This window comes from Nocardiopsis salina YIM 90010, from assembly GCF_000341025.1.
GTDB lineage: Bacteria > Actinomycetota > Actinomycetes > Streptosporangiales > Streptosporangiaceae > Nocardiopsis > Nocardiopsis salina.
In genome coordinates, this window is sequence record NZ_ANBF01000177.1 from 73,155 (window position 1) to 80,183 (window position 7,029).

At 70.1% G+C, this 7,029-nt stretch carries 6 protein-coding genes; 2 read left to right on the forward strand and 4 right to left on the reverse strand.

Translation table 11 applies throughout. The features are described from left to right. Positions 1-21: 21 nt before the first annotated feature. Both add and D474_RS0120220 read right to left on the reverse strand, forming a co-directional pair. Positions 22-1,077: an adenosine deaminase gene (gene add, locus D474_RS0120215; RefSeq protein ID WP_017615324.1), complete on the reverse strand. Its 1,056-nt coding sequence runs from the start codon at positions 1,075-1,077 to the stop codon at positions 22-24. A gap of 65 nt (positions 1,078-1,142) precedes the next feature. Next, complete coding sequence (locus D474_RS0120220; protein ID WP_017615325.1) at positions 1,143-2,603, reverse strand: aldehyde dehydrogenase (NADP(+)); 1,461 nt, start codon at positions 2,601-2,603, stop codon at positions 1,143-1,145. Positions 2,604-3,073: 470 nt separating this feature from the next. Between D474_RS0120220 and D474_RS0120225 the strand changes: the two genes are divergently transcribed. Together D474_RS0120225 and D474_RS0120230 are read left to right on the forward strand one after the other, a co-directional pair. After that, entirely contained in the window at positions 3,074-3,664 is a 591-nt protein-coding gene (locus tag D474_RS0120225) for a TetR/AcrR family transcriptional regulator (RefSeq protein ID WP_017615326.1), read from the forward strand. Positions 3,665-4,084: 420 nt separating this feature from the next. Further along, complete coding sequence (locus D474_RS0120230) at positions 4,085-4,708, forward strand: HD domain-containing protein (protein ID WP_017615327.1); 624 nt, start codon at positions 4,085-4,087, stop codon at positions 4,706-4,708. 6 nt (positions 4,709-4,714) lie between these two features. On the opposite strand, the gene D474_RS0120235 is transcribed toward D474_RS0120230, so the two are convergent. Continuing rightward, complete coding sequence (locus D474_RS0120235; protein ID WP_017615328.1) at positions 4,715-5,473, reverse strand: sulfite exporter TauE/SafE family protein; 759 nt, start codon at positions 5,471-5,473, stop codon at positions 4,715-4,717. 175 nt (positions 5,474-5,648) lie between these two features. After that, positions 5,649-6,575 carry an SPFH domain-containing protein gene (locus tag D474_RS0120240; RefSeq protein ID WP_017615329.1) on the reverse strand — a complete coding sequence of 309 codons (927 nt, stop codon included), beginning with the start codon at positions 6,573-6,575 and terminating at the stop codon, positions 5,649-5,651. Positions 6,576-7,029: the final 454 nt, after the last annotated feature.

A 7,029-nucleotide genomic window follows, 5' to 3' on the forward strand; every position in this document is an offset into this window, starting at 1 on the left:
CCTCCCACAGGACCCTGCGGATCATACGAGCGCGTCCTGGGTCAGGCCGACCCCGTGGCGGCGGGCCACACCGGCGATCTCACGGAGCAGCACACGGCGCCGGGCGGTCCCCAGGTAGGAGGCTTGCACCCCGTTCGCGGCGAGCCGGACCAGGTCTGCCGGGCCCAGCCCCAGTGCGTGGGCAGTGCGGTACTCCCGGGTGAGGTCGGTGCCGAACATGGGCGGGTCGTCGGTGTTGAGGGTGACCAGGAGTCCGGCGTCGAGCATGGCGGGCAGCGGATGGTCCTCGATCCGGTCCACGGCGCGGGTGCACACGTTGGAGGTGGGACTCACGTCGACGGGGATCTGCTCGTCGACGAGACGAGCGACCAGGTCGGGATCCCGCAGAGCGTCGATGCCGTGGCCGATGCGTTCGGCGCCCAGGACGTCCAGGGCCTCGCGCACCCGGACGGGTCCGCCGTGTTCCCCGGCATGCGGCAGGCTGGCGAGCCCGGCGGAGCGGGCGCGGTCGAAGACACGGGCGTACTGCCCCAGGGGCGTCTCGACCCCGCCGACACCGAACCCGACGACGCTGGGCGGTCCGTGCTCGAGGGTGGCGGCGACGGTGCGCTCGGCGGCCTCGACCCCGAAGTCGGCAGGGAAGTCGGGGATCCACCGCAGTTGGATTCCGTGCTCGCGTTCGGCCTCCATCCGGGCGCGTTCGATCCCGTTGAAGACGGTCTTGGCCGGCACCCCGCGCACGAGGTGGGCGTAGAGGCTGACGTGGACCTCCGCGTAACGGACGTTGTGCGCGGCGAGGCGGCGGGCCACGACCGCCGCCAGGAGCGCGAAGTCGTCCTCGTCCCGCAGTGTGCGCACCGAGGCGAGGTAGACCTCGGCGAAGTGCGGGAAGTCGGTGAAGGCATACCAGTCCCGCAGGCCTTCGAGCGTGTCGGGGACGTCGGTGAGGCCGTGGGTCGTCGCGAGTTCGAAGAAGGTCTCGGGCGGCATCGAACCCTCGAGGTGGACGTGCATTTCCACCTTGGGCAGATCGCGGACGAGGGCGTCGACGTCAGGCGGTGTGGGGAGGGAGTCCATGCCGTGAGCGTACGTGGGGCGGACACCCCTCCCCACCAGTGAGAGGACAGCCTGACAGCGAATCGTCAGGACTGTTCTGGAGCCCCGTTCACCCGCCGGGGGACGCCGAGCGGGTTGTCGTCGCGCAGTGCCCGGGGCAGCAGGGACTGCGGCACGGACTGGAAACTGACCGGACGCAGGAACCGCTGGATCGCCGCGGTGCCCACCGACGTGTGGGTCGGCGCGGTCGTCGCAGGGTACGGGCCGCCGTGCGTCATGGCGTGGGTGACAGCGACACCGGTGGGCCAGCCGTTCCAGATGACCCGGCCGGCCAGCGACGCACCCAGGGAGAGCAGCGACGGGGCGATGAGATCGGTCTCCTCCCCGTGCACGGTCACGGTGAGCTGGCCTCCCAGCACGGCGCCGACCTCCAGCAATCGGCTTTCGTCCCGGTAGGTGACCACGAGCGTGGCCGGACCGAAGCACTCCTCCAACAGGACGTCGGCGTGCTCGATGAGGGAGTCGAGGTCGGTGCGAAGCAGGGTCGGCGTCCACCCGTCGTCCCCGGGCACGCCGCGCACCAGCACCTCGGTGGCGGGGTGGTCGGCCAGGGACCCGAGGGTGTCGTCGAAACCCTGCTCGACCCGGTCGTTGAGCAGAGGCGCAGGGCCGCGGTCGGCGACGTCGCCGGTGAGCGGACCGAGGTCGGTCTCCTCCGGCAGGAAGAGCACGCCGGGTTTGGTACAGAACTGGCCGGAACCGAGTGTGGCCGACTCGGCGTACCCCGCCAGGATCTCGGCCCCGCGCGCGGACACGGCCGCATGGGTGACGAAGACGGGGTTGATGCTGCCGAGTTCGCCGTAGAAGGGGATCGGGTCGGGGCGCGACACCGCGAGGTCGTACAGGGCCCTCCCTCCGGAGACCGAACCTGTGAACCCGACGGCGCGGACGAGCGGGTGGGTGACGGCGCGGCGCCCTGCCTCGACCCCTTCGACGAGCGCGAACGTGCCGTCGGGTGCCCCGGCCTCGGCGAGGGCGACGGCGACGAGATCGGACGTGCGGCGGGCGAGCTCGGGGTGGCCCGGATGGGCCTTGACCACGACGGGGCACCCGGCCGCGAGGGCCGAGGCGGTGTCGCCACCGGCGGTGGCGAAGGCGAACGGGAAGTTGCTCGCGCCGAAGACCGCGACGGGCCCGAGGGGCAGCAGCAGGCGCCGCAGGTCGGGCCGGGGCGTTCCCCACTCGGGGTCGGCGGGGTCGACGGATGCGCCGAGGAAGGATCCCTCCTCCAGGACATCGGCGAAGAGCCGGAGCTGGAAGGTCGTGCGGGCGAGTTCGCTGCGGCACCGCGCCTCGGGGTAGTGGGCCTCGGCCATGGCGAGGGGCACGAGCTCGTCGGAGGCCGCGTCCAGGACCTCGGCGACGGTGCGCAGGAGCACGGCCCGGTCGTCGGGCGTGAAAGCCGCCAGGAGCGGAGCCGCGGCCGCGGCCCGTTCGACGGTCGTGTCGAGTTCTTCCGGTGAGGTCTCGCTGCGGGGGGTCGTCATGGCTGTGTTCCTCCCTGGAGGGGCGCGGGCGCGGGGTCGGGCACCGTCGTTCCCACCATGTCACGTACTGCCTCCGGGGCAGGGGTGCCGGGTCGGGGCCGGTGGGACACATGCGCATCCGTATACGACCGCCCAGGACACAGAAAATGGACACCGGCCACATGTGGACACGGCGGAACGGAACACAGGAACCGCGACGACCACGGACAACACCGGAAGCGCCCTCGACGGGAGCGGTACCAGACGATTCTTCGGACCGAAACTCGAATTTCCCCGGAACCAGGTGATTCGGGAAAGGCATCATAGGTTTCGTGACGACAAATTCCCGAAGCTCCACACCACCGCGGCCCCACCGCGCCACCGCCCGGGGCCATGGCAAGCGACCCATCCGCGGCAAGGACGGCCTCGCCCACACCGAGCTCGGCTTCGCGCAGGCGCCCCTGCGGCGCCTGCCCGCGCAGCAGCGAAGCATGCTCCGGGTGCAACGCATGCTGGACTGCTGCGCCGAGCTCCTCGACGAGGTCGGTTACGACCACCTGTCCACCACACGCATCGCCGAACGCGCAGGCGTGGCCATCGGTTCGGTGTACCAATTCTTCCCGGACAAGAAGGCCATCACCCAGGCTCTGGGACTGCGCTTCCTCGACCAGTTCGCCACCCGCATCACCGACCGCCTCACCGGCACGGACCGGTCCGACTGGACCACCGTCGTCGACGCGGTCGTCGACGAGTACGTGGACATGCACCGCACCGTCACCGGGTTCCGCAGCCTCCACTTCGGCGACGTCGTCGACCCCCAGCTCCTGGACCGCGGGGCCGACAACAACCGGGTCATCTCGGTGCGGCTGCGCCAGATCATCGTCGCCCACCACGGCCTGGAGGACGGCGAGGAGCTCGACCGGGCCGTACACGTCTCCGTCGAGGCCGCGGACGCGGTCCTCAAGCTGGCCTTCCGCCACGACCCGGACGGCGACGTCCTCCTCGTGCTGGAGGCCAAGCGCCTGGTCCGAAGTTATCTGCGCCGGTTCGCCGCACTCGCCCCGGACACGGCACCGCTGTGACGAGCGGCCCCGGTCCGGAACCGGGCACCCCGCTCACGGGTCCCTGACCCGGCCCACCAGAGCATGCGCTGTATCACATCGTGGTCCGGGACCCCGGCCACGTGATCGGCCCCGCCCCCGCCCCCGGCGGGCACCCCGACCACCGGTGCCCCACCGCGGACGTCCGGGCGTTCACCCCCACTTCCACGCAGGTCCGGCCGCAGACCACCCACGCGGTCCGTCCGAGAGGTAGCGTCGGGGCCACCGAGCCCCGCAGCCGACGCCCCCGTACCGGTGTCCCCGGCCCTCCTGCACGCGCGGTGCAGATATCCGCGGACTCCGGCGCCCAGGACGGTCCGTGTTCCATGGGATCATCCAGGGACGGCCGCGAAGCGGCCCTCACCCGACAGTTCCGACTCATCCCTCAGGAGGGCGAACCACGTGACGGAACCGGCACCGGTCTTTGCCAGCGGGGTCGACAACGAACGCCTGAACGCGCAACTCCGCTTCCTGCTGGAGGTGGACAAGCTCAAGCGCGTCCTTCGCAGGAACCTGCTGGTGGACGGATCCCGCCGCGAGAACTCCGCCGAACACTCCTGGCACCTGGCCCTGTTCGCACGCACTTTCGCCGAGTACGCCCCCGCGGGCACAGACATCGAGCGTGTCACCGAGATGCTCGTCCTGCACGACATCGTCGAGATCGACGCCGGCGACACCTTCGTCTTCGACCGGGCCGACGCCGAGACCCAGGCCGCCCGCGAACGCGAGGCCGCCGACCGGATCTTCCCCCTGCTTCCGGAGGACCAGGCCCAGCGCGCCCACGAGGTCTGGGAGGAGTTCGAGGCCCGGCAGACCCCGGAGGCCCGCTTCGCCCGGGCCATCGACCGCCTGCACCCCATGCTCGCCAACTGGCACAACGAGGGCGGCACCTGGTCTCGCTTCGGCGTCACCCGCGCCGAGGTCATGGAGAAGGTCAAGCTCATCGCCGAGGGCTCCGACGCCCTGGGCGCCTACGCGATCGCGCTCGTCGACGACGCCGACCGGCGCGGGTACTTCACGTCCTGACCCGGTTCAGACCCTGCCCAGGAGCAGCTGTACGGCCGCCGCCAGACCCACGATCACCACGCACACCCGCAACGCCGTCGGGCTCAGCTTGCGTCCGAACCGCGCCCCCAGGTAGCCACCGGTGACCGCGCCGAGTGCGACGAGCCCGACCACCGGCCACGCCGGGGAGGCGAGCACGATGTAGAACGCCGCCGCGGTGGTGTTGGCGATCGTGGTCAGGAAGTTCTTCAGGGCGTTGATTCGCTGCAAGTCGTCGTCGATGGCCGTGCCCAGCATGCTCAGCAGGATGATCCCCTGCGCCGCCGCGAAGTAGCCCCCGTAGGTACCCGCACCGTAAGCGCCCAGCGGCAGCAGCGGTCCCCCGTCCTTGCGGCTGGGCCGACGCGCGCGCACCCACGCGGTGATGCGCGGCTGGAAGATGATCAGCACACATGCCAGGCCGATCATGAACGGCACCACGGACTCGAACACACCCGGGGGCAGCGATATCAACAGCAGCGCACCGGTCACCGCGCCCAGGAAGGACATCACACCGAGCCGCAGCGCCCGGGCCCTCTGTCCGGCCAGTTCCCGCCGGTAGGCCCACGTGCCGCTGAAACTCCCGGGCGCCAGGCCGATGCTGTTGGAGACCGTCGCCACCACCGGCGGGGACCCGAGCGCCAGCAGCACCGGGAAGGTGAACAGGGTTCCGGAACCGGCCACCGCGTTGATACCACCCGCGGCCACACCGGCCAGGAGGATCAGCGCCGCCTCCCACAGTTCCATGAGCCCCAGCCTTTCCCACGCACTGCACCCCCGCCTCCCGAGGGCGCCAACAGACTACGAGAGCGGGTCATCGGGCGATCGGACCGGGGTACCCGGGTACAAGGGGCCAGAACGGCGAACGCCCCCTCACCGCAGCGGCACGGGAGGGGGCGCATTCGGGCGGGTCTGCCCGAGATCAGCCGGGAGCCTGGACGACGTCGTCCTTGAGCCGGTCGAAGGCGCTACCGACCCCCTGCAGGGCCTGCCCCATCTCGGCGGGCACGATCCACACCTTGTTGGCGTCGCCCTGCGCGATCTCGGGAAGCTTCTGCAGGTAGTGGTAGGCGAGCACGTCCGGGTCCACCCGGCTCGTGTGCAGAGCCTTGAAGACCATGTGGATGGCGTCGGCCTCACCGCGCGCCCGCGTGGTCTGCGCCTTCGCGTCGGAGGTCGCGGTCAGCTCCATGGCCTCGGCCTCACCGCGGGCCTTGAGCACCGCGGACTGCTGTTCACCCTCGGCGCGCAGGACCGCCGACTGCTTCTCACCCTCGGCGCTGAGCAGCTGCGCACGCTTCTCGCGGTCGGCACGCATCTGCATCTCCATCGCCTCCTGCACGGAGGAGGGCGGTTCGATGCCCTTGAGCTCGATACGGCTGATCTCGATGCCCCAGTTGGCGGTGGCTTCGTCCAGCACGGACTTGAGCTCGCGGTTGATCTGATCGCGGGAGGTGAGAGTGCCCTCCAGGTTCATGCCACCGATGACGTTGCGCAGCGTCGCCAGCGTGAGCTGCTCGACGGCCTGGATGAAGTTCGCGACCTCGTAGGTGGCCCGATAGGCGTCCACCACCCGGATGTAGACCGCGGAGTCGACCTCGACGGAGAGGTTGTCCTCGGTGATGGCCGACTGGGGCGGGAAACTCACGACCTGCACCCTGCGGTCGATGCGTTCACGCACGTGGTCGACACCGGGGATGACGACGTTGAAACCGGAACTCAGGGTCCGGTGGAACTTACCGAACCGCTCGACCACGTCCTCCATCGAGTGGGGCACGATGCGCACACTGCGCCAGAAGATGACCAGGAGGACGGCTACGAAAAGCGCAACGATGATGATCGAGGTCATGCGCGACCCCCGTGCTCGTGCCGAGGGTCGAGGGGCGAGGGCGACATCTGGGCGGCTCCGAGGGTCTCCTGACGGGGGCGGCAGGTGCTGGGGGTGCGGAGCTCGCATGTCCGACCCGCCGACCCTGCGATTCACCGGGCGTGCCGGAACGGAGTGATCCGCTCACCGGTCGTCGACGCTACCGCATGAATGAACCGGTGAGCCATATATGGACCACAATTACGGTTTTGGACAATAGATTCTCCACATTGTCCCGTTCCTTATCGATGAAGGGCCGGGCGGGAACGCGTCCCACCCGGCCCCTTGGATCCTCATCGTCTAGGGTCTGTTTGGTGAACGCCTTCCGTTGCTCCGGCCGGCTACTGCGTCGCCAGGCGTCCGTCGAGGGCGGTGGCGGGTGACGGGTGGGCGCAGCCAGTGGTGCTGTCGCNAAGGCCGAAGAAGGAGTCGGCCC